Here is a 20,301-nt window from a genome sequence, read left to right on the forward strand (position 1 = left end):
GCTAGCCGAAATCCAGCACCATGCGGCCGTCGATCTTGCCGGCTTTCATCCGGTCGAAGACCTCGTTGATTTGCGTGAGCGGCACCTTCGTCACCTCGGCCTTGACCTTGCCGTTCGCAGCGAATGCGACGGCTTCGTCGAGGTCGCGCCGCGTGCCGACGATCGAGCCGCGCACCGTGATGCGCTTGAGGACGACGTCGAAGATCGGCGTCGGAAATTCGCCCGGCGGCAGGCCGACGAGGCTGACGGTGCCCTTCCGGCGCACCATCTTCAGCGCCTGGCCGAACGCGGCGGTCGAAACCGCCGTCACCAGCACACCGTGAGCCCCGCCACCGGTTGCCGCGAGAACCTTGTCGACCGCGCCATCAGCGAGCGCATTGACCGCGAGATCGGCGCCGGTCTCGCGCGCGAGCGCAAGCTTGTCCTCGGCGATGTCGACGGCGGCAACCTTGAGGCCCATCGCCTTGGCGTACTGGATTGCGACATGGCCGAGCCCGCCGACGCCCGAGATCACCACCCACTCGCCGGGCCTGGCTTCGGTCTCCTTCAATCCCTTGTAGGTGGTGACGCCGGCGCACAGGATCGGCGCGATGGCGGCGAAGTCGACCGTCGCGGGCAGCTTCGCGGCAAAGGCGGCCGAGGCGATGACATATTCGGCGAAGCCGCCGTTGACGCTGTAGCCGGTGTTGTGCTGGTGCTCGCACAGGGTCTCCCAGCCGGTCTCGCAATATTCGCAGGACATGCAGGCATCATGCAGCCAGGCGACCCCCACGGCATCTCCCACCTTCAGATTCTTCACGCCGGGCCCGAGCGCGGCGACGATGCCGGCCGCCTCGTGGCCGGGAATGAAGGGCGGCACCGGCTTCACCGGCCAGTCGCCGGAGGCCGCGTGCAGATCGGTATGACAGACACCGCACGCCTTGACCTTCACCAGGACCTCGCCGGGACCGGGCTGCGGCACCGGCACGTCCTCGATCACCAGTGGCTTGCCGAATTGCTTGACGATTGCGGCTTTCATGGTCGGCATCTGCTGCTCCTCTGCGCTTTGGAAGCAGACTAACGATGCCGCCGCGGTGCTCCTTTGACGGGGGTCAAACAGCACAAAGTTTGCGCAAGACCAGCTCCATCATGACACCATAATGACGCTGCGCGAATGTCGAATTGTCAGTTGTGGAACTTGAGGCCGTCGAGGATCTTGTCGATCACCTTGCGCTCGGCGCGCATGGCGATGCCGACGAGATTGAGATCGTCGCGCGCTACTGCCCTCACCGCCTCGCGGTTGGCGGCGTCGTGCGTGGTGCTGAACATCTCCTCGGTATAGACCGCCGGCTTGACGTTGCGCGTGAGCGCGCGGTCCAGCGCGCGCGACAACGCCGGACCGTCGGCGCCATAGATCAGGATCGGCTGACCTATCAGCGCATGATATTTCGTGCCTGAGGCGTCTTCATAGGCTTCGCCGATGCATTCGGGAAAAGCCGCGGCGATGCCGCTGGTGAGAAAGGACGCGACGTTGAGCTTCTGCCAGGCCTGAAGATCGGTACGGATCACGACGGCGATCTTGGTGTCGAACTGCATATGGTTCCTCAGTGTCATTCCAGGCGCGCCAATTGGCGCGAGCTATCCATTGCGCCACCAAGCAAGTGGATGAATGGATTCCGGGTTCGATGCTACGCATCGCCGCGGAATGACAGCAATAGAAATCAACCCTTGGCGTCGCAGGCCCAGGCGCGGATCACGCATTCCTTGCCGCCGTATTTGTAGCATTCACGCGTGGCGGCGTTGAGCGAGGCGGAAATCTTCGGCTTGACGGCGTAGCCATAGGCGCCGCAGGGATTGGCGAGATCGACCGACATTGCCGCGCAGGCGCGCTTCATCGTCACGGTGGTGCAATCGCCCTTGCACTGCTTCTGCGCCGCGGCGCGCGCGTCGTGCTCGTGACCATAATCGAAGGCCTGGCCATAAGCGCCGCACTTGCCGACCGCAAACGCGCCAGCGGCATGAGCTTCGGTGATGTAGCGGGCGCCCGTGACGGCAACTGAAAAGACAAAGAAAAACATCGCGCAACGGCGCGCGACGACGTTCGAAGCCATGGAAAAACCCCTCCCCCCAAGGCAGGTGGAGGCAACTCTAAGCGGCGGTCGTTTCCACTTGGTGAACGGGTGGTTGAAAAGCGATGCCGGACTAGTAATGCCGGAGATACACTCTAAAGTTGTATTTTTCCATCGTATTATTTGAGGTCGCCACGCGGCAAGCAGGGCCAAGGGAGGCGACCATGCGTCCAAACAAACAATGCTGCTGGGAATGATAGGGTCGGCCTGTCTGATCGGACTTCCGTCCGCATGCGCAGGCAGTGAGCTGGACCTGGACCAACCAATATGGCTCGACCCTGGCAATCACCAACTTCGCCCAGAACTCGGGCGCGATCACAGGGACCTATATCAACAACGCAGCAAACAGCTGCGATGAGGGGCAAGCCGCTGCCCGTCACGGGGTGGCTGGCCTATGGCAATTCCGGCACTGCGATCAGTTTCTCGGTGAATTTTCTCGGCTGTGGTTCGACCACGGTCTGGACCGGACAGCTCAACGCCGCGACCGGCTTTCAGGGACTGTGGTATCTGTCCCTCGGCGAAGCCGTCGCATGGAACGGCATCAGCGCCGAGGCTGATACATTCACGTTCAGCAGCGGCAACAAGGCGCAGCTGACGAAGCAAGGCGTCGAGCTGAAAGCCGGCGGGGTCGAGAAGCTTTCGAACACCAAGAAGTAGACGAGCCAGAAACGTGCGCGAGGTGGATTGGCGACGCGCCATCCACCTCTTTCGTTTCCGCGAGGGGACGGTCAGTACGGCCCCCTTGACGGCACCTCATCGCGCCAACAGACGTTGCGACTCAAAACCCTCTGGCCTGATCGCGCCCGCCTGTTTAGGCTTGCCGCAGCAGCCGGAGAAGCTCGATCGCTATGAAGTACCTTTTGCTCGTCATACTCGCCGTCCTGTCGGCGACATCCGTTTGCTCCGCCGCGCAACAAGGCGCCCTGTTTCGCGACGCTTACGCCTGTCCGGATCGGGGGCGGTCTTCCATCTGCGTTTACGGCACAATTCCTAAGGGAGCGCAGGTCACCGTGATCGCCAAGGGCTGGAAGAGCGCAGCCGAGGTCAAGGAACGGTTCTCGAACAAGAACGAAGAATTCCGCAACGGCATTGACACCAGCACACGGCTCCAGGTTGCAACGATGCCGCCGAAGAACGCGCCCATCATCGCCGTCCTGGCTGCGGCAAATGCCGTCAACGAGATCAAGCCAGAGAACGTTCAGGATCGACAGATCGTCGAAAGAATTGGCGGGCACATCAAGAAGGCCCGGGAGCTCAACCTCGAACCCGACATTCGCCTGTTGCAGACGCGCCTGCTCAGGCTGTCTCCGGCAATTCTTCTCTCCGAGACATTTCTCAGTCCGGCCAGCGACGTTGCTGAGCTGCAAAAGCAACTGCCGACCGGATGCGAAGGTTGCGAGAACGTACCGCTGATGGTCGGCGGAAGCGGCCTGCACGACCTCTTCAAGCCGGTCCGCTCATCGAAAAAGAACAGCGTGGAGCACCTCTGCGGCGGCATCAAGCTGGCGTTCACGGTGTCCGACCGAACCTATGCTCTCAGTCACGCCTTCATCTGCGAAAGCGACGCGATGATGGCAACGCTGGTCCACGATCTCTCGGGGCCAGCTCCGGCACTGGCGCTCAAAGTGGTTGGCGGGCTTTAGGCGTGGCTTCGACAGGGCGGATTAGCGAAGCGCAATCCACCGCCTTCTGTTGCCGCGGACAGGTGGAATACGCCTTCGGTTAATCCACCCTACGGCACCGTCATCCCCGCCGGGCCGCTTCAAGCGCCTGAGGCGTGTCGATATCGAGGAAGGCGCTCTCGCCATCCACCGGCACGTCGGCCACCGCCTCGGTATGCTTGGCGATCAGATGCCGCGCGCCGACGTCGCCGTCGAGCGTCATCAATTCCTTGAAGAACCGCCGCGACCACAGCACGGGATTGCCGCGGCGGCCTTCGCTGACGGGCACGACGATGAGGTTGCCGCGGTCCGGCGCAAAGCCGTCGATGAGGCGGTCGATCAGGCCGGCATCGATCAGCGGCATGTCGCCGAGACAGATCAGCGCGCCGTCGCAAGATTCCGGCACGGCCGCGATGCCTGATTTGACCGAGCTTGCAATGCCGCCGGCGAAATCCGGATTGCGGACGAATTTCACCTTCAGGCCCTGCAGTGCCTGCTCGACCAGCTCGGCCTGATGCCCGACGACCACGATCACCTCGGACGCCTTCGAGGCCAGCGCCTGCTCGGTCGCGAGGCGCACCAGCTTTTTTCCGTCGAGTTCGGCAAGCAGCTTGTTCGGTCCGCCCATCCGGGTCGAACGACCCGCCGCGAGCACGATGGCCGCGACCTGGCTGTTGCCCTCGGTCTCGGGTTTTGCGCGCGGCTGCGGGCGCGTGACGATCTCCATCAGGAGGCCGCCGACGCCCATGCCCATCAGCTCGGCGCGCGTCACCTTGATGCCGGCAAGAAGCCGCATCAGGACCCAGTCGAACCCGTTCTCGACAGGTGAGCGGGCGCAGCCCGGTGCGCCCAGCACCGGCACGCCGCCGGCGCGCGCGATCAGCAAGAGATTGCCGGGATCGACCGGCATGCCGAAATGCTCGATCTCGCCGCCAATGCCGGTGACGGCCGCGGGGATGACGTCACGGCGATCGGCGATGGCGGACGCTCCGAACACGATGACGAGCTCGGCCCCCAGCGCGAGCAATTCCTTGATCGCGGCTGACAGTTCGCGTTCATCGTGCTGGACACGCCGCTCGGCGATGATGCTGGCCCCCGCAGGCGCGAGCCGCTCGGCGGTGACGCGCAGCGTCTTGTCGATCACCTTGGAGGACAGGCCCGGCAGCAGGGTCGAGACCACGCCGACACGCTGGATCACGTAAGGCGCGATTCTGAGCACGTCCTTGCCCGCCGCCTTCACCGCGGCATCGCGCAAGCCTTCTTCGACGCCGAACGGGATGATCTTGACGGTGCCGACCATCTCGCCCTCGACCACCGGCTTGTAGGCGGAGAGCGTCGCAAAGGTGATGGCTTCGTCGATATTGTTGATGCGGTCGACCGCGGCGCGGTCGATCACCAGCACGCCGGGGCGCGCGGCAAACAGATTGGCGCGGCCGGTGAAGGCGCGCTCGACATGGATGCCCTCGCCGCCGACAGCCAGCGCAATGCCGGCAGCCGCGACATCCTCGGAGACGTCGCCCTTCTCCATGCGCACCACGACGATGTCCTTGATGCCCGCGCGCGTGAGCTGCTCGACCTCGGCGGGGCCGATCGTCGTGCCTTTCTTCAGCACCAGCGGCCCCTGGCGCAGGGTATGGACGGTCACCCCGCCGATCGCATCCTTGGGACTCGCTGGGCCAAATTTCATGCCGCCTCTTCTTTTTCCTTGGGAGGCAGGCGGAGCACCGCCGTGATCTCTGCCATGATCGCGACCGCGATCTCGGACGGGGAGACCGCGCCGATTGCAAGCCCGATCGGCGCGTGGATGCGCGCGATGTCGCTCTCCTTCGCACCCTGCGCCCGCAGCCGCTCGCCGCGCTTGGCGTGCGTTTTCCGCGAGCCGAGCGCGCCGATATAGAAACAACCGCGCTCGAAGGCATGCAACAGCGCGGGATCGTCGATCTTGGGATCGTGCGTCACCGCGACGAAGGCGGTGTAGGCATCGACATTGAGCGGCGGCAGCGCGGTATCAGGCCATTCGGCCACCAGCGGAATATCGGGGAAGCGCTCGGGGCTCGCAAAGGCCGTGCGCGGATCGACCACCGTGACGTCGTAACCGAGCGAGCGCGCCAGCGGCGCCAAGGCCTGGCTGATATGCACCGCGCCCACGATGACGAGCTTTGCGGTCGGGGCGTAGACGTTGAGGAACAGCTTCTTGCCACCGGCCTCGACACTGGCGCTCTTGCCCATGCGAAGCTGCTTCTCCAGCTCGGCCCGCAGCGGATCTTTGGCAAAGTCCTTGGCCTTCACCAGGCGCTGCTCGCCGCTCCCGGTGTCCGTCACCAGGATCGCCGGCCGACGCGCGGCCCGCTCGGCATTGAGTTCGTGCAGGATCTCGAGCTTCACGGCTAACCGACCTTCTCGACGAAGACGCGGATGGTGCCGCCGCAGGACAGCCCGACATTCCAGGCCGTCTCGTCGGCGACGCCGAACTCCAGCATCCGGGGTTTGCCGCTCTGGATCACATCCATGGCCTCGGTGACCACGGCGCCTTCGACGCAGCCGCCGGAGACCGAGCCCAGGAACGTGCCCTCGTCGTTGATGACGAGGCTCGAGCCCGCCGGGCGCGGCGCCGAGCCCCAGGTCTCGACGACCGTCGCCAGCGCGACGCCATGGCCGGCCTTCTGCCAGTCCTCCGCCGCCTTCAGGATATCCTCGTCGCGATCGAGCATGGCTGGCCTCTCAAGCTGCGGAACGGATCAGGCTGCGGTGATGCGGCGGCAGCGGCCGGGAGAGCGTCGTGATCAGCTCCTGGATCGAACTCAAATTATGTACCGGGCGGAATTCGTCAACGTGCGGGAGCATCATTTTGATGCCCTGCGCCTTGGCCTCGAAGCCGCCGAACCGCAAGAGCGGGTTGAGCCAGATCAGCCGGCGGCAGGAGCGATGCAGCCGGTCCATCTCGAAGGCGAGCTTGGAATCGGCCTCCCGCTCCAGCCCGTCCGAGATCAGGAGCACGATGGCGCCCTGGCTCAGCACGCGCCGCGCCCATAATTTGTTGAAGTTGTGCAGCGAGGCCGAGATCCGGGTACCGCCGGCCCAGTCCTCGACCGAGGCCGAGCAGCTCGCCAGCGCCTCGTCGGGATCGCGCTGGCGCAGCGCGCGAGTGACGTTGGTGAGGCGGGTGCCGAACAGGAATACCGAAACGCGCTTGCGGGCGTCGCCGATGGCGTGGAGGAAGTGCAGGAACAGGCGGGTGTACTCGCTCATCGAGCCCGAGATGTCGAGCAGCGCCACGATCGGCGCCGGCTTCTCGATCCGCCCGAGGCGATGGATGTCGATGATGTCGCCGCCGGTGCGCAAGGACGCACGCAGCGTGCGGCGGAGGTCGAGCCGAAGCCCGCGCGGATCGGGCAGATAGCGGCGCGTCAAAAGCTCGGCCTGCGGCAACCTCATCCGTTCGATGGCGCGCAGCGCCTCGGTGATCTCGGCCGCACTCATCTGGGCAAAATCTTTCTTCTGGAGGATTTCCCTGTCGGAGACCGACAGGCGCAGATCCTGCTCCTGATGCTGCGGCGTCTCCGTCATGCGCGGCTGCGACATCGCCTCCTGCACGCGGCGGGAGCCGGCCTGCGGCTTCTTCTTGGCCTCGTCCGGCAGCGGCACCGAATCCAGCATGTGCTTCCACTCCTCGGAGGCGCGGAAGAACAGGTTGAAGGCTTGCTTGAAGATCAGCGCGTGCTCATGGCGCTTGACGAAGATCGCCTCCAGCGCGGTGAAGACGTCGGCGCGGTTGCCGATGTCGATGACCTGGAGCGCGCTCATGGCGTCGATGACGGCACCCGGCCCTACCGGCATGCCCGCAGCACGCAGCGCGCGGGCAAAGCCGACGATGTTGTCGGCGAACTGCTCGGTCTGCTCCGGGGCAAGGTGGTTGATGGCCATGGTCTATCCCCGCTCCGTCATTCCGGGGCGTCGCGCAGCGACGAACCCGGAATCTCGAGGTTCCGGGTTCGATGCCGCGCATCGCCCCGGAACGACGACGATCAATTCTCGCTCGTCGCGTCCTTCAGCACCTTCTGCAGGGTGTCGCCCTGCATGCGGGTGATGTCGTCCTGATACTTCAGCAACGCGCCCAGCGTGTCGCCGACCACTTGCGGGGTCAGCGAGCGGGCGTCGAGCTCGGACAAAGCGGTGGCCCAGTCGATGGTCTCGGCGACGCCCGGGGACTTGTAGAAGTCCTGGTCGCGCAAAGCTTGCACGAAGCGCACGACCTGCTGCGACAGCTTTGCCGAGATGCCGGGCACGCGCGACTTGACGATCGCAAGCTCGCGCTCGGCGGCGGGATAATCGACCCAGTGATAGAGACAGCGCCGCTTCAGCGCGTCGTGAATCTCGCGGGTGCGGTTGGAGGTGATGATGACGATCGGCGGGCTTGGCGCCTTCACGGTGCCGAATTCGGGGATCGTCACCTGGAAGTCGCTGAGGATTTCGAGCAGGTAAGCCTCGAACGCCTCGTCGGCCCGGTCGAGTTCGTCGATCAAGAGGACCGGCGGGCCCGCGACGTCGGGCTCCAGTGCCTGGAGCAGCGGCCGCTTGATCATGTAGCGGTCGGCGAAGATGTCGCTCGAGAGCTGATCGCGGTCGGTGTCGCCGGCGGCTTCCGCCATCCGGATCGCGATCATCTGCGCGGCGCTATTCCACTCATAGACCGCCGAGGAGACGTCGAGGCCTTCGTAGCATTGCAGACGGATCAGCTTCCGCCCCAGCGCCGCCGAGAGCACCTTGGCGATCTCCGTCTTGCCGACTCCGGCCTCGCCTTCCAGGAACAGCGGCCGGCCCATGCGCAGCGAGAGGTACGTCACCGTCGCCAGCGATCGCTCGGCGAGATAGCCGCGCGAGGTCAGGAGTTCGAGCATCGCATCGACCGATGCCGGCAATACAACTGAAGTATTGGCCCCGGAAGTGTTGGCCGCTGAAGTCATGAAATAGCCAGTCTCGCTACGCCCTCACCGGGGACAAGTTTGGGCCGAGGCGTGAGATCACCTCACTCCTTGGCGTTGGCGGCATCGAGCGCGCGCCGCGTCAGCACACCGATGAGATGCGCGCGGTATTCGGCACTGCCGTGGATGTCGCTGTTGAGACCTTCCGCCGGCACCGCGATGCCTTCAATCGCCTTCGACGCGAAGCGCTTCTTGAGGGCTTCCTCAAACGCCTCGACGCGGAACACGCCTTCGGAGCCGGCACCGGTCACGGCCACCCGGACGTCCGACGGACGCCGTGCCACGAACACGCCGACCAGCGCATAGCGCGAGGCCTGGTTGCGGAACTTGATGTAGGCCGCCTTCTTCGGCAGCGGGAACATCACCTTGGTGATGATCTCGTCGGCTTCGAGCGCGGTCGTGAACAGGCCCTGGAAAAACTCTTCGGCCTTGAGGCGGCGCTTGTTGGTGACGATGGTCGCGCCCAGCGCGAGCACGGCAGCCGGATAGTCCGCGGTCGGATCGTTGTTGGCGAGCGAGCCGCCGATCGTGCCCTTGTGGCGCACGGCGGGGTCACCGATCTGGCTTGCGAGATTGGCCAGCGCCGGGATCGCCTCGCCGACGATCGCGGAGGTCGCGACCTCGGCGTGCCTGGCGGTGGCGCCGATCACCAGCGAACGGCCCTTCATCTCGATCGTGTTGAGCCCCTCGATGTGGGAGAGGTCGACCAGATGCGGCGGGCTCGCCAGGCGCTGCTTCATGACGGGAATCAGCGTGTGGCCGCCGGCGATCACCTTGGCGTCTTCGTTCTTCACCAGGAGGTTGGCGGCCTGCCGCACGGTCCCGGGGCGATGGTATTTGAATTCGTACATCTGAATGTCCTGATCGCGGGATGCGCGTTACGCGAGGTCGGATTTGGCCATCGCCTTGGCGCCGGCGGAGATCGAGGCGACGATGTTCTGGTAGCCGGTGCAGCGGCAGAGATTGCCTTCCAGCTCTTCCCGGATCGTATGGTCGTCGAGCTCGTGGCCCTTGCGATGCACGATGTCGATCGCGGTCATGATCATGCCGGGCGTGCAGAAGCCGCATTGCAGGCCGTGGTGCTCGCGGAAGGCCTCCTGCATCGGATGCAGCGGCGCGCCGTCGGCGGCCAGCCCTTCGATCGTCTTGACCTCGTGGCCGTCGGCCATCACCGCGAGCGTGGTGCAGGACTTCACGGCCTTGCCATCGAGATGCACGACGCAGGCGCCGCACTGCGAGGTGTCGCAGCCGACATGGGTGCCGGTCAGGCGCAGATTTTCGCGCAGGAACTGCACCAACAGGGTGCGGGGATCGACGTTGGCCGTAACAGGATTGCCGTTCACGATGAGGGAGATTTTTGCCATAAGCACTCTCTATCAGCGCCCCGACGGGTCCCATCGAAGCGGTTCTTATAATTATTCCAACCCATCATATGGGCCATTATGCCCCGGGGCAACATCGCCCAGGGCGCAAGCCGCCATGCCGAAGGCGATGACCTTCAGCTCTGTACGGCCTTGGCGAAGTTCGCGAAAAACTCGTCGGCGAGCTTCTTGGCGGCGCCGTTGATGAGGCGCTGGCCAAGCTGCGCCAACTTGCCGCCGATCTGTGCCTCGACCTCGTAGGAAAGCAGCGTGCCGCCGTCCTTCTCCGCCAGCTTGACCACCGCGCCACCCTTGGCGAAGCCGGCAACCCCGCCCTCGCCCTCACCCGAAATCTTGTAGCCGTTCGGCGGGTCGAGATCGGACAGCGTGACCTTGCCCTTGAAGCGCGCCGACACCGGGCCGACCTTCATTTTCGCCGTTGCGCGAAAGCCGCCGTCGTCGGTCTTCTCGAGCTCCTCGCAGCCGGGGATGCAGGCCTTCAGCACCTCGGGATCGTTGAGCTTGGCCCACACGGCCTCGCGCGACGCCGCAAGCTGGACTTCGCCGTTCATCGTCATGGCCATGAGGGTGCCTCCCGGATCGCGTAACTATAGTGCTGATCAAGTAACGCAGGGACGCGGCAAAGGAAAGGCCGGTGCCCGGTCACGTGCAATGCATATTCGCAACTGCAAAAAGACGTGTGCGGGCGGTGGGGGATTGGCACAGCCGGGCCATGATGATTAGGTCGCGCGCAATATGACCACATCCCTCTCCCCCCTGCTCGCACCGATGCTGTCGAGCGCCGCCATGCGCGCCGTCTGCGACGACCGGTCGACCCTGCAGAACATGCTTGATTTCGAGGCAGCCCTGGCCCGCGCCGAGGCCGCCACGGACGTGATTCCGGCATCCGCCGTGGGCCCGATCGAGGCCGCGTCCAAGGCCGATTCCATTGACATGACCGCACTGGCGGACGCCGCGACGCGATCGGGCAATCTCGCGATTCCCCTGGTCAAGGCCCTGACGGCCAATGTCGGCAAGGCCGACAAGGAGGCCGCGCACTATGTGCATTGGGGTGCGACCAGCCAGGATGTCATCGACACCGCGACCATGCTCACGCTTCGCGCCGGCATCGATGCGCTGGACACCGACCTCAGCCGCGCCATCAAGGGCTTTGCCGCCCTGGCGCGCAGCCATCGCAATACCGCGATGGTGGCACGGACCTGGCTCCAGCACGCACTGCCGATGCCGTTCGGCCTGAAGGCCGCAGAATATGCCTCGAGCCTCGCCCGCGCCCGCTGCCGCCTGCGGCGGCTGCGCCGCGAGGGTCTCGCGCTGCAATTCGGCGGCGCGGCCGGCACGCTCGCGGCCCTCGGCGACAAGGGCCTTGCGGTAGCGGAACGCCTCGCGCGCGAGCTCGACCTGCCGCTGCCGGAAGCGCCCTGGCACACCCATCGCGACCGGATCGCGGAGGCCGCGTCCTGCTTCGCCATTCTGGCGGGAAGCTGCGGCAAGATCGCGCGCGACGTCTCGCTGATGATGCAGACCGATGTCGCCGAAGCATTCGAACCGGCCGGCGAAGGCCGCGGCGGCTCCTCGACCATGCCGCACAAGCGCAACCCGGTCGCTGCCGCAAGCGCGCTGGGCGCCGCCACCATGGCTCCGCAGCTTGCCGCCACGATCTTCGCGGCTCAAGTGCAGGACCACGAGCGCAGCGCCGGTCCCTGGCACGCGGAGTGGCCGACGCTGCCGCAATTGATGCTGGTCACCTCGGGCGCACTGGCCGCCATCGTCGACATCGCGGAGGGCCTCGACGTCGACGCCGCGCGCATGCGCAGCAATCTCGATGCGACGCACGGGCTGATCATGGCAGAGGCGATCACCTTTGCGCTGGCCGAGACGATCGGCAAGAGCGATGCGCATCATCTCGTCGAGGCCGCCAGCAAGCGCGCGGTCGCCGAGAAGAAGCATCTGCGCGAGGTGCTGCTGGCCGATTCGCTAGTCACCGCGCAGCTTTCGCCGGAAAAAATTGCGGCATTGTTCGAGCCGATGGCCTATCAAGGGGCTTCCCAAGCCCTGATCGACCGGCTGCTCGACAGCCTCGACCGCGAATAAGAACTGCAAGATACGACGGAGACGCCGCATGCCCATGATCGATGCCGACGGATGTCTGCTCAACGTCTCCGTCGAGGGCCGCGACGGCGGGCCGACCTTGATGCTCTCCAACTCGCTCGGCTGCACGCTGCAGATGTGGGAGCCGCAGATGAAGGCGCTGACACTGGTGTTCCGCGTCATTCGCTATGACCGCCGCGGCCATGGCAAGTCCAACGTTCCGCCCGGCCCCTATACGATGGAGCGCTTCGGCCGCGACGTGCTCGCGATCCTCGACGACCTCAACATCGAGAAGGTGCATTGGTGCGGCCTGTCGATGGGCGGCATGGTCGGGCAGTGGCTGGGCGCCAACGCACCGGAACGCTTCGGCAAGCTCATCCTCGCCAACACCTCCTGCTATTATGCCGAGCCGACCAAATGGCTGGAACGCATCGACGCCGTGAAGAAGGGCGGCATCGCCGCAGTCGCCGATGCCGTGATCGCGGGCTGGCTGACGCAGGATTTTCGCGAGCGCGAGCCCGACATCACCGCCAGGATGAAATCGATGCTGCTCGCCTCGCCGGTCGAAGGTTATCTCGCCTGCTGCGAAGCGCTGTCGACGCTGGACCAGCGCGAGCTGCTTCCCAAGATCAAGAGTCCGACGCTGGTGATCGCCGGCCGCCACGACATGGCGACGCCGATCTCGGCAGGTGAATTGATCCGCTCGAAGATTCCCGGCGCGAGCATGACCATCATCGACGCCGCACATATTTCCAACATCGAGCAGCCGCACGCGTTCACGGATGCGGTGGTGGGATTCTTGACGCAGCGCTAGCCACCATCTTCGTCATCCCGGAGGACAGAATGGACGACCAGAAGCGCCGCGATGCCGGCATGAACGTTCGCCGCAAGGTGCTGGGCAATGCCTGGGTCGACAAGTCGATCGCGAACCGCAACGTCTTCAACAACGATTTCCAGGACATGATCACGCGCTACGCCTGGGGCGAGATCTGGACGCGGCCGCATTTCGACGAGCGCACGCGGCGGGTGCTGGTGATCGGCACCATGGTTGCGCTCGGCCAATGGGACGAATTCCGCCTGCACGTGCGCGCGGCGCTCGCCGAAGGCGGCTTCACGCCCGACGACATCAAGGAAATCCTGCTGCAGCAGGCGATCTATTGCGGCGTGCCGGCCGTGAACCACGCTGTCAAGGAAGCCTCAGCGATTGTGCAGGAGCTCGGCCTGCTCAAGGCCTAGGGGAGCTGCGATCGTGGCGGTCTCTTGAACCGCCTTGTGGACCGTCTTGGGCGCGGTCTCGGGCCGTTCGATCACCACCACGATGGCGGCGCCGAGCAGGAGCAGCAGCTCGGTTGCGTGCAGCCGGAGCGCAGCCATCTCGCCGACCTTCGAGGCCATGACCATGCTGGCGAACGAGATCAGGCTGCCGATCGCCAGGGCAATGCCGAGCGCCTCGTCGCTGCCGCCATTCCTGCGGATGCGAGGAATGCAGAGCAGCGCGAGATAGATCGCAAAGAACGCCACGACCGTCAGCCGGCCCAGCGCCAGCAGCCACGCGGCGCGCACCGTGTCCATGCCGGCCATCTGGAGATGGTCGCTCAGGTACAGCGCAACCGCGACGCTCGGCCGCTCGTAGAGGCCATGCACGGGTGCGATGATGATGTTGAAGGCGACAAGCGCCCAGGCCGGGATGAAATAGGCCGCCAGCAGCGCGCCGTTGACCGAGCCGATCCGCCAATTCCCGAACATAGCCGCTTCCCGCTTCGCCTGCCGTTCGCCTTCGACCGAAGGCTTTGCGGAGAGCTAACTCGCATCAGACTGTGGCGGCAATTTAAACCCTTTGTTTACCTTAACTGCCCTCGCGATCGTCAGTCCGGGGGCGGGCTCGCAAAACCGAACCCGGAATCTCGAGATTCCAGTTCTGGCGCTAACGCACGATCCCGGAATGACGCGGACAAGCGATGGACCCAAAAGAAAAAAGGCCCCGCCTTCCGGCGGGGCCCTCTCTCTACTCCTCGGCTCCCAAACTCGCTATTCCTGGTCGCGCTGGCCGCCCTGCTGCTGGCCGGGCCGATCGCCCTGGCGCATCGGGTCGTTCTGCTGCTGCTGTCCGGGTTTCTGACCACCGCCCTGCTGCTGCCCGGGGCGCTGCTGGCCGGGGTTCTGACTCTGCTGACCCGGATTCTGGTTCTGCTGCTTCGTCATTCGGGGAACTCCCTTGTTGGACGTCAGAGCCGAGACAACGGCCGGCGGCCATTTTGGTTGCTCTGCGGAACCCAGTTCCTCACAGCTGCGGAACCCGAGCTCCAAATCACCTCTGTACAAGACCTCCTGCCATCGCGTGAGCTGTTGCAGCCGTCAGTTCCCTCCTGTTACAAAACGGCAAGAACGCTGAGGGGCTGCCGGGGCCCAATAAAAACACGCTCAAACCACACTCCAACCCACTCTCCTCAGAGCTCACGTTGAGCCCGCGTCAGGTTTGGTACGGCAGCCCATGGATTATTTCACCCAGCAGCTCATCAACGGTCTCGTCCTAGGCTCGATCTACGGCCTGATCGCCATCGGCTATACGATGGTCTACGGCATCGTCGGCATGATCAACTTCGCCCATGGCGACGTCTTCATGATCGGCGGCTTCATTGCCTTGATCACCTTCCTGATCCTGATCTCGCTCGGGTTGACCGCGATACCGCTGATCCTGCTCGTCGTGCTGCTCGTCTCGATGGCGATCACCGCGCTTTATGGCTGGACCATCGAGCGCATCGCCTACCGGCCGCTGCGCCATTCCTTTCGCCTCGCCCCGATGCTGTCGGCGATCGGAATGTCCTTCGTGCTGACCAACTATTCGCAGGTGGCGCAGGGCGCGCGCGTCAAGCCGATCCCGCCCTTCATCACCGGCGGCTACACCCTGCACGAGAGCACGGACGGTTTCGTGATCCAGCTCTCCAACATCCAGATCATGGTGGTCGTCACCACCATCGTGCTGCTGGCCCTCTTCACCTGGCTGGTGTCGCGCACCCGGCTCGGGCGCGACATGCGCGCCTGCGAGCAGGACCAGACCATGGCGGCGCTGCTCGGGGTCGACGTCGACCGCACCATCTCCATGACCTTCGTGATCGGTGCCGCGCTCGCCGCGGTCGCGGGCCTGATGTACCTGCTCTATTACGGCCTCGTCGATTTCTTCATGGGCTTCGTCGCGGGCATCAAGGCGTTCACCGCCGCCGTGCTCGGCGGCATCGGCTCGCTGCCCGGCGCCATGCTCGGCGGCCTTGCGATCGGCCTGATCGAGACGTTCTGGTCGGCCTATTTCTCGGTCGAATACAAGGACGTCGCGGCGTTCTCGATCCTGATCGTCGTGCTGATCTTCATGCCGACCGGCTTGCTCGGTCGTCCCGAAGTCGAAAAAGTCTGACGGTCGCGCGTGGCAGCTTCCTCACCCATGAAGGCCAAATCTGGCATCCCCGCCATCCTGAAGACGGCTTTGGTCAACGCGCTGGTCGCGCTGGTGCTGTTCTCGTTGATGGTCGGCATCCGCACCGAGGCGGGCGCCTCCGGTCAGCTCACTTATTGGACGCGCTTCGGCGAGCTCGCGTCCCTCGTCGCTGCAGTGTTCGGCGGCTCGATCGTCATCGAGTTGCTGCGGCAATGGATCGGCCCGACCGGCGCCGAGAAACTGGTGCCACCGGCGGTCTCGAACGGCATGTCGTTCATCGGCCGCTACCTCGCTCCGGCGCTTTTGATCTTCACGCTGCTGGTGCCGGTGATCTTCTATAACCAGCGCTACATCCTCGACCTTGCGATCCTCGTGCTCACCTATGTCATGCTGGGCTGGGGGTTGAACGTCGTGGTCGGGCTCGCGGGCCTGCTCGATCTCGGCTACGTCGCCTTCTACGCGGTCGGCGCCTATTCCTACGGGCTGCTTGCGACTAATTTCGGCTGGTCGTTCTGGATCTGCCTGCCGCTCGCCGGCATCCTCGCGGCGTTCTGGGGCGTCCTGCTCGGCTTCCCCGTGCTGCGCCTGCGCGGCGACTATCTCGCCATCGTGACGCTCGCCTTTGGCGAGATCATCCGCCTCGTCATCATCAACTGGCAGGAGCTCACCGGCGGCCCCAACGGCGTCTCCGGCATTCCCCGCCCCACCTTCTTCGGCATCCCGCTCGACAACAGCGATGACGGCCTCGCCGCCAAGCTCGGCATCGAATATTCGCCGACGCACCGCATCGTCTTCCTGTTCTATCTGATCCTGGCGCTGGCGCTGCTCACCAACTGGGCGACGATCCGCCTGCGCCGCCTGCCGATCGGGCGCGCCTGGGAAGCCTTGCGCGAGGACGAGGTCGCCTGCCGCGCGCTCGGCATCAACACCACGACCACCAAGCTCACGGCGTTCGCGACGGGTGCGATGTTCGGCGGCTTTGCCGGCGCGTTCTTCGCCACTCGCCAGGGCTTCATCAGCCCGGAATCCTTCACCTTCCAGGAATCGGCGCTGGTGCTCGCCATCGTCGTGCTCGGCGGCATGGGCTCACAGCTCGGCGTGGCGCTGTCCGCGCTCGCCATGATCGGCGGCTTCGAGCTGTTCCGCAGCCTCGAAACCTATCGCATGCTGGTGTTCGGCATGGCCATGGTGCTGATCATGATCTGGCGGCCGCGTGGCCTGGTCGGCCATCGCGCCCCGACCGTCTATCTCACCAAGGCGCACGCGATCTCTTCCGACCTCGTCAAGGAAGGTCACGGATGAGCGACGACAAGATTCTCGACGTCGACCGGCTCACCATGCGCTTCGGCGGCATCGTCGCCGTGCAGGACCTGTCATTCTCGGCGGCGCGCAAGAAGATCACCGCCCTGATCGGACCGAACGGCGCCGGCAAGACCACCGTGTTCAACTGCATCACCGGCTTCTACAAGCCGAGCGGCGGCGCCATCCACCTCACCCATGACGACGGCAGGACGGTCGCGCTGGAGCGGCTGAATGATTTCCGCATTGCCAAGCAGGCCAAGGTCGCCCGCACCTTCCAGAACATCAGGCTGTTTCCCGGCATGACTGCGCTGGAAAACCTGATGGTGGCGCAGCATAACGCGCTGATGCGCGCCTCCGGATTCACTCTCCTCGGTCTCCTCGGCGTTCCTACTTACCGTGACGCCGAAAAACGCGCCATCGACCTCGCCATCGACTGGCTCAAGCGGGTCAACCTGCTCGACCGTGCCGACGATGCCGCCGGCAATTTCGCCTATGGCGACCAGCGCCGGCTCGAGATCGCGCGCGCCATGTGCACCGAGCCCGCGCTTCTGTGCCTGGACGAGCCCGCCGCCGGCCTCAACGCGCGCGAGAGCGCGGCCTTGAGCGAGCTCCTGCTCTCGATCCGCGATGAACTCGGCACCTCGATCCTCCTGATCGAGCACGATATGTCGGTCGTGATGGAGATCTCCGACCACATCGTGGTGATGGACCATGGCGTCAAGATCGCGGAAGGCACGCCGCGCGAGATCCGCGACGATCCCAAGGTGATCGCCGCCTATCTCGGCGCCGACGAGGAAGAGGCGGCTGCTGTGATGGAGGGCGGCTCGTGACGCCGGCACCTTCTCCTCTGCTCGTGATCCGCGGCTTGCGCGCCGCCTACGGCAAGATCGAGGCGCTGAAGGGCGTCGACGTCGAGATCAATGCCGGCGAGATCGTGGCCCTGATCGGCGCCAACGGCGCCGGCAAGTCGACCCTGATGATGACGATCTTCGGCAAGCCGCGCGCCCGCGCCGGCCAGATCCTGTATGAAGGCCGCGACATCACCGACGTCCCCACCCACGCGATCGCGCATTTGCGCATCGCCCAATCTCCGGAGGGCCGCCGCATCTTCCCGCGCATGAGCGTGGCGGAAAACCTCCAGATGGGGGCGGACGCCACCGAATGCACCGAGACCGAACGCGAGGCCACGCTCCAGCGTGTCTTCACGCTGTTTCCGCGGCTGAAGGAACGCTACGCCCAGCGCGGCGGAACCCTGTCCGGCGGCGAGCAGCAGATGCTGGCGATCGGCCGCGCCTTGATGAGCCGTCCTCGCCTGCTGCTGCTCGACGAGCCCTCGCTGGGCCTCGCGCCGCTGATCGCGCGCCAGATCTTCGATGCGATCCGCACCCTGAACCGCCAGGACGGCCTGACCGTCCTGATCGTCGAGCAGAACGCCAACCATGCCCTCAAGCTCGCCCATCGCGGCTATGTCATGGTCAATGGCCTGATCACGCTGGCCGGCACGGGCGCCGAATTGTTGCAGCGCCCCGAGATTCGCGCCGCCTATCTGGAGGGCGGCCGGCACGGCTGACCGAACCACAAGCCAGCCGGCGTGCGGCCGAATGCGGCGAGATATCTGCGCCAATGCCCGTATTTTGCCGGTGACTTCTCCTGAGATTCATTCAAGAATGGCGCCGGTTTGAACCGGGCATGCCCGGCAACGTCCACAGGCGACCACCCGCGAGGTATCTCATGAAATCACTGAAGCTCATCGGTCTGGCATTCGGCGTATCGATCGCGCTGTCGAGCGCGGCATTCGCGCAGGATGTCACCGTCGCAGTCGCAGGCCCGATGACCGGCGGCGAGTCCGCCTTCGGCCGCCAGATGAAGAACGGCGCCGAAATGGCCGTGGCCGATATCAATGCCGCCGGCGGCGTCAACGGCAAGAAGCTCGCGCTGTCCGTCGAAGACGACGCGTGCGACCCGAAGCAGGCGCGCTCGATCGCCGAAAAGATCGCCGGCGCCAAGATGCCCTTCGTCGCCGGGCACTATTGCTCCTCGTCGTCGATCCCCGCCTCGGAGGCCTATGCGGACGGCAACGTCCTGCAGATCACCCCCGCCTCGACCAACCCGCTCTTCACCGAGCGCAAGCTTTGGAACGTGGCACGCGTCTGCGGCCGTGACGACCAGCAAGGCCTGATCGCGGCGCAGTACATCGCCAAGAACTACAAGGGCAAGAACATCGCGATCCTCAACGACAAGACCACCTACGGCAAGGGTCTTGCCGACGAGACCAAGAAGGCGCTCAACAAGGCGGGCGTCACCGAGAAGATGTACGAGTCCTACAACAAGGGCGACAAGGACTTCAACGCGATCGTCTCGCGCCTGAAGCGCGACAATATCGACCTCGTCTATGTCGGCGGTTACCACCAGGAGAGCGGCCTGATCCTGCGTCAGATGCGCGACCAGGGCCTCAAGACCGTGCTGATGGCCGGCGACGCGCTTGCCGACAAGGAGTACGCCTCGATTACCGGCCCCGCCGGCGAAGGCACCCTGTTCACCTTCGGCCCCGATCCGCGCAACAAGCCGACCGCCAAGAAGATCGTCGACGCCTTCAAGGCCAAGAACATCGATCCGGAGGGCTACACCCTCTACACCTATGCGGCGATGCAGGTCTGGTCACAGGCGGCCAAGAAGGCCGGCACCACCGACGCCAAGAAGGTCATGGAGGCGATGAAGGCCGGCAAGTGGGACACCGTGATCGGCCCGATCGAGTACGACGCCAAGGGCGACATCAAGCAGATCGACTACGTCGTCTACAAATGGGACGCCAAGGGCGGCTACTCCGAGATCAAGGGCAACGGCACCTGAGCGCGGCTCCGGGACTCAAATCCCGCCATGCGATCATCATCACGCCCCGGCTTGCCCCGGGGCGTTTTCTTTGTGGCAGGATCAAACGGCTGCGGGCAGCTCGCCGGCGGCCACGGCCTGAGCCTTGCGAAGCGCCTGCAGGAGATCGTTCGGACGAAACGGCTTCTGCAGGCAAATCACGCTGGCGAGGTGGGGCGACTGCTCCATGAAATCCAGCGCCGTCATTCCGGACACGGCAACGACGGGAAGCCCCGGTGCGCGCTCGCGCAGGGTCGCAATGACGTCGACACCGCTGATATCGCCGAGGAAAATATCGACGATCACCGCGTCAAAGCGGCCTTCTGCGAAGGTTTTCAGCCCGGCCGCACCGCTTCCGGCCTCGGCAACCTCGTAATGGTTGACCCGAAGCACGATCGCGACCATCGCGCGGACGTCCTTCTGGTCGTCGATGATGAGAACGCGAGGCATGGGAACAACTCCCGCAGATCGATCAAATGA

24 protein-coding genes are annotated in these 20,301 nt (G+C 64.8%); 10 read left to right on the forward strand and 14 right to left on the reverse strand.

Annotated features, from left to right (window positions below):
- Window position 1 precedes the first annotated feature (1 nt).
- The 3 genes from adhP to AC0WRY_RS22940 form a co-directional block, all read right to left on the reverse strand.
- A complete protein-coding gene (adhP, locus tag AC0WRY_RS22930; protein ID WP_491121021.1) occupies window positions 2–1,027 on the reverse strand; it encodes an alcohol dehydrogenase AdhP in 1,026 nt (341 codons plus the stop codon).
- 137 nt (window positions 1,028–1,164) lie between these two features.
- On the reverse strand, window positions 1,165–1,575 hold the full coding sequence (locus AC0WRY_RS22935) for a DUF2000 family protein (RefSeq protein ID WP_194408378.1): 411 nt from the start codon (window positions 1,573–1,575) through the stop codon (window positions 1,165–1,167).
- Between the two features lie 125 nt (window positions 1,576–1,700).
- Complete coding sequence (locus AC0WRY_RS22940; protein WP_194403085.1) at window positions 1,701–2,090, reverse strand: DUF4189 domain-containing protein; 390 nt, start codon at window positions 2,088–2,090, stop codon at window positions 1,701–1,703.
- 372 nt (window positions 2,091–2,462) lie between these two features.
- On the opposite strand from AC0WRY_RS22940, the gene AC0WRY_RS22945 reads away from it, so the two are divergent.
- Complete coding sequence (locus AC0WRY_RS22945) at window positions 2,463–2,765, forward strand: avidin/streptavidin family protein (RefSeq protein ID WP_491123494.1); 303 nt, start codon at window positions 2,463–2,465, stop codon at window positions 2,763–2,765.
- Window positions 2,766–2,956: 191 nt separating this feature from the next.
- Window positions 2,957–3,751 (forward strand): hypothetical protein, encoded by a 795-nt coding sequence (locus tag AC0WRY_RS22950; RefSeq protein WP_491121023.1) that lies wholly within the window; start codon window positions 2,957–2,959, stop codon window positions 3,749–3,751.
- 100 nt (window positions 3,752–3,851) lie between these two features.
- Here the strand turns inward: AC0WRY_RS22950 and AC0WRY_RS22955 are convergent, their stop codons facing one another.
- The 8 genes from AC0WRY_RS22955 to AC0WRY_RS22990 all read right to left on the reverse strand — a co-directional run bounded on the left by AC0WRY_RS22955 (window position 3,852) and on the right by AC0WRY_RS22990 (window position 10,696).
- A complete protein-coding gene (locus AC0WRY_RS22955) occupies window positions 3,852–5,456 on the reverse strand; it encodes an NTP transferase domain-containing protein (RefSeq protein WP_194403087.1) in 1,605 nt (534 codons plus the stop codon).
- Window positions 5,453–6,154, reverse strand: a complete 702-nt coding sequence (locus AC0WRY_RS22960; RefSeq protein WP_194403088.1) for an XdhC family protein — start codon at window positions 6,152–6,154, stop codon at window positions 5,453–5,455. Before AC0WRY_RS22960 ends, AC0WRY_RS22955 begins: the two co-directional genes overlap by 4 nt.
- 2 nt (window positions 6,155–6,156) lie before the next feature.
- Complete coding sequence (locus tag AC0WRY_RS22965) at window positions 6,157–6,480, reverse strand: XdhC family protein (RefSeq protein WP_097658284.1); 324 nt, start codon at window positions 6,478–6,480, stop codon at window positions 6,157–6,159.
- A 10-nt stretch (window positions 6,481–6,490) separates the two neighbouring features.
- Window positions 6,491–7,693 carry a vWA domain-containing protein gene (locus tag AC0WRY_RS22970; RefSeq protein ID WP_491121026.1) on the reverse strand — a complete coding sequence of 401 codons (1,203 nt, stop codon included), beginning with the start codon at window positions 7,691–7,693 and terminating at the stop codon, window positions 6,491–6,493.
- Window positions 7,694–7,794: 101 nt separating this feature from the next.
- Window positions 7,795–8,733 carry an AAA family ATPase gene (locus AC0WRY_RS22975; protein ID WP_211418991.1) on the reverse strand — a complete coding sequence of 313 codons (939 nt, stop codon included), beginning with the start codon at window positions 8,731–8,733 and terminating at the stop codon, window positions 7,795–7,797.
- 62 nt (window positions 8,734–8,795) lie between these two features.
- A complete protein-coding gene (locus AC0WRY_RS22980) occupies window positions 8,796–9,602 on the reverse strand; it encodes an FAD binding domain-containing protein (protein WP_194403092.1) in 807 nt (268 codons plus the stop codon).
- 27 nt (window positions 9,603–9,629) lie between these two features.
- A complete protein-coding gene (locus AC0WRY_RS22985) occupies window positions 9,630–10,115 on the reverse strand; it encodes a (2Fe-2S)-binding protein (RefSeq protein ID WP_014494194.1) in 486 nt (161 codons plus the stop codon).
- A 134-nt stretch (window positions 10,116–10,249) separates the two neighbouring features.
- On the reverse strand, window positions 10,250–10,696 hold the full coding sequence (locus AC0WRY_RS22990) for an SRPBCC family protein (RefSeq protein WP_194403093.1): 447 nt from the start codon (window positions 10,694–10,696) through the stop codon (window positions 10,250–10,252).
- Between the two features lie 172 nt (window positions 10,697–10,868).
- On the opposite strand from AC0WRY_RS22990, the gene AC0WRY_RS22995 reads away from it, so the two are divergent.
- From AC0WRY_RS22995 to AC0WRY_RS23005, 3 genes are read left to right on the forward strand one after another with little or no spacing between them, the layout of a single operon-like run.
- Window positions 10,869–12,224 (forward strand): 3-carboxy-cis,cis-muconate cycloisomerase, encoded by a 1,356-nt coding sequence (locus AC0WRY_RS22995; RefSeq protein ID WP_491121031.1) that lies wholly within the window; start codon window positions 10,869–10,871, stop codon window positions 12,222–12,224.
- A gap of 28 nt (window positions 12,225–12,252) precedes the next feature.
- On the forward strand, window positions 12,253–13,035 hold the full coding sequence (gene pcaD, locus AC0WRY_RS23000; protein ID WP_491121033.1) for a 3-oxoadipate enol-lactonase: 783 nt from the start codon (window positions 12,253–12,255) through the stop codon (window positions 13,033–13,035).
- 29 nt (window positions 13,036–13,064) lie between these two features.
- Complete coding sequence (locus AC0WRY_RS23005; protein WP_491121035.1) at window positions 13,065–13,457, forward strand: carboxymuconolactone decarboxylase family protein; 393 nt, start codon at window positions 13,065–13,067, stop codon at window positions 13,455–13,457.
- Here AC0WRY_RS23005 and AC0WRY_RS23010 read toward each other — a convergent pair.
- Together AC0WRY_RS23010 and AC0WRY_RS23015 are read right to left on the reverse strand one after the other, a co-directional pair.
- Window positions 13,419–13,967 (reverse strand): hypothetical protein, encoded by a 549-nt coding sequence (locus AC0WRY_RS23010; protein WP_194403097.1) that lies wholly within the window; start codon window positions 13,965–13,967, stop codon window positions 13,419–13,421. The two genes, AC0WRY_RS23005 and AC0WRY_RS23010, sit on opposite strands and share 39 nt — an antisense overlap.
- A 282-nt stretch (window positions 13,968–14,249) precedes the next feature.
- Entirely contained in the window at window positions 14,250–14,423 is a 174-nt protein-coding gene (locus tag AC0WRY_RS23015; RefSeq protein WP_181769418.1) for a hypothetical protein, read from the reverse strand.
- Between the two features lie 289 nt (window positions 14,424–14,712).
- Here AC0WRY_RS23015 and AC0WRY_RS23020 point away from each other — a divergent pair, with 289 nt between their 5' ends.
- From AC0WRY_RS23020 to AC0WRY_RS23040, 5 genes are all read left to right on the forward strand, one after another.
- Window positions 14,713–15,630 carry an ABC transporter permease subunit gene (locus tag AC0WRY_RS23020; protein ID WP_194403098.1) on the forward strand — a complete coding sequence of 306 codons (918 nt, stop codon included), beginning with the start codon at window positions 14,713–14,715 and terminating at the stop codon, window positions 15,628–15,630.
- A 27-nt stretch (window positions 15,631–15,657) separates the two neighbouring features.
- Window positions 15,658–16,953, forward strand: coding sequence for a high-affinity branched-chain amino acid ABC transporter permease LivM (gene livM / locus AC0WRY_RS23025; RefSeq protein WP_491121038.1), 1,296 nt, complete (start codon window positions 15,658–15,660; stop codon window positions 16,951–16,953).
- Complete coding sequence (locus AC0WRY_RS23030) at window positions 16,950–17,783, forward strand: ABC transporter ATP-binding protein (RefSeq protein ID WP_194403100.1); 834 nt, start codon at window positions 16,950–16,952, stop codon at window positions 17,781–17,783. The genes livM and AC0WRY_RS23030 overlap by 4 nt, the downstream gene beginning before the upstream one ends.
- Window positions 17,780–18,523 (forward strand): ABC transporter ATP-binding protein, encoded by a 744-nt coding sequence (locus tag AC0WRY_RS23035; protein WP_194403101.1) that lies wholly within the window; start codon window positions 17,780–17,782, stop codon window positions 18,521–18,523. The genes AC0WRY_RS23030 and AC0WRY_RS23035 overlap by 4 nt, the downstream gene beginning before the upstream one ends.
- A gap of 161 nt (window positions 18,524–18,684) precedes the next feature.
- Entirely contained in the window at window positions 18,685–19,803 is a 1,119-nt protein-coding gene (locus AC0WRY_RS23040) for a branched-chain amino acid ABC transporter substrate-binding protein (protein ID WP_194403102.1), read from the forward strand.
- A gap of 81 nt (window positions 19,804–19,884) precedes the next feature.
- Here the strand turns inward: AC0WRY_RS23040 and AC0WRY_RS23045 are convergent, their stop codons facing one another.
- Window positions 19,885–20,271: a response regulator gene (locus tag AC0WRY_RS23045; RefSeq protein WP_491121041.1), complete on the reverse strand. Its 387-nt coding sequence runs from the start codon at window positions 20,269–20,271 to the stop codon at window positions 19,885–19,887.
- Between the last annotated feature and the right edge of the window lie 30 nt (window positions 20,272–20,301).

The organism is Bradyrhizobium sp. T-12, from assembly GCF_058314695.1.